The following is a 1,564-nucleotide window of genomic DNA, read 5'->3' as shown; positions in this document are numbered from 1 at the left end:
CCAACGGCTCCTTCACCTACACCCCCGCCACCAACTACAACGGCCCCGACTCCTTCACCTACACCGCCACCGACGGCACCGCCACCAGCCCAGCCGCCACCGTCACCATCACCGTCACCGCGGTCAACGACACCCCCGACGCCATCGACGACGGCTTCACGACCAACGAAGACACCCAACTCACCGGCAACGTCCTCACCAACGACACCGACATCGAAGGATCCACCCTCACTGCAAGTCTGGTCACCGGCCCGTCCCACGGCGCACTGGTTCTCAACCCCGACGGCTCGTTCACCTACACACCAGTCGCCAACTACAACGGCCCAGACTCATTCGCTTACACCGCCACCGACGGCGCGGCGACCAGCACGGCGGCCACCGTCACCATCGCGGTCACCGCCGCCAACGACATCCCCGTCGCCATCGACGACACCTTCACCACCAACGAAGACACCCAACTCACCGGCAACCTCCTCACCAACGACGCCGACGTCGAAGGATCCACCCTCACTGCCAGTCTGGTGACCGGGCCGAGCCACGGAGCACTCGCCCTCAACCCCGACGGATCCTTCACCTACACACCCGTCGCCAACTACAACGGAACGGATACGTTCACCTACACCGCGAGTGACGGAAGCCTGACGAGTCCGGCGGCCACGGTGTCGATCACCATCACCACCGTCAACGACACCCCCGTCGCCATCGACGACACCGGCTACACAATCGCCGAAGACGGCACCCTCTCAGTCAGCGCAGGCGCCGGAGTCCTCGCCAACGACACCGACGCCGAGAACGCCCCGCTGACAGCCGCACTCGTCACCGGACCCAGCCACGGCGCACTCACCCTCAACCCCAACGGCTCCTTCACCTACACACCCGTCGCCAACTACACCGGGTCAGACTCGTTCGCCTACACCGCATCGGACGCCGGCCTGACCAGCGACCCGGCCACCGTCACCATCACCATCACCGCGGTCAACGACACCCCGGTCGCAGTCGACGACACCTTCACTACCAACGAAGACACCCAACTGGCCGGCAACGTCCTCACCAACGACACCGACGTCGAGAACTCCGCACTCACAGCCACACTCGTCACCGGACCCAGCCACGGCGCACTCACCCTCAACCCCAACGGCTCGTTCACCTACACACCCGTCGCCAACTACAACGGCACCGACTCCTTCACCTACACCGCATCGGACGGCACGGCCACCAGTGCGGCGGCCACCGTCACCATCACCATCACCGCGGTCAACGACACCCCCGTCGCCATCGACGACACCGGCCACACCGTCGCCGAAGACGGCACCCTCTCAGTCAGCGCAGGCGCCGGAGTCCTCGCCAACGACACCGACGCCGACGCCGAGAACACCTCGCTGACAGCCGCGCTCGTCACCGGACCCGCCCACGGCGCGCTCACCCTCAACGCCAACGGCTCCTTCACCTACACCCCCACCGCCAACTACAACGGCACAGACTCCTTCACCTACACCGCCACCGACGGCACCGCCACCAGCCCAGCCGCCACGGTGACGATCACCATCACCGCGGTCAACGACAC

The 1,564-nt window shown here is 66.0% G+C and carries 1 protein-coding gene; it reads left to right on the top strand.

The genetic code is table 11. The features are described 5' to 3' along the window. A partial coding sequence (locus tag N536_RS42785; protein ID WP_197040324.1) for an Ig-like domain-containing protein occupies window positions 1-1,564 on the top strand: 1,564 nt, incomplete at both ends.

Source organism: Mycobacterium sp. URHB0044 (assembly GCF_000620625.1).
Lineage (GTDB): Bacteria > Actinomycetota > Actinomycetes > Mycobacteriales > Mycobacteriaceae > Mycobacterium.
The sequence above is the reverse complement of the archived record's forward strand: the minus strand, read 5'-3'. Positions and strand labels throughout refer to the sequence as shown.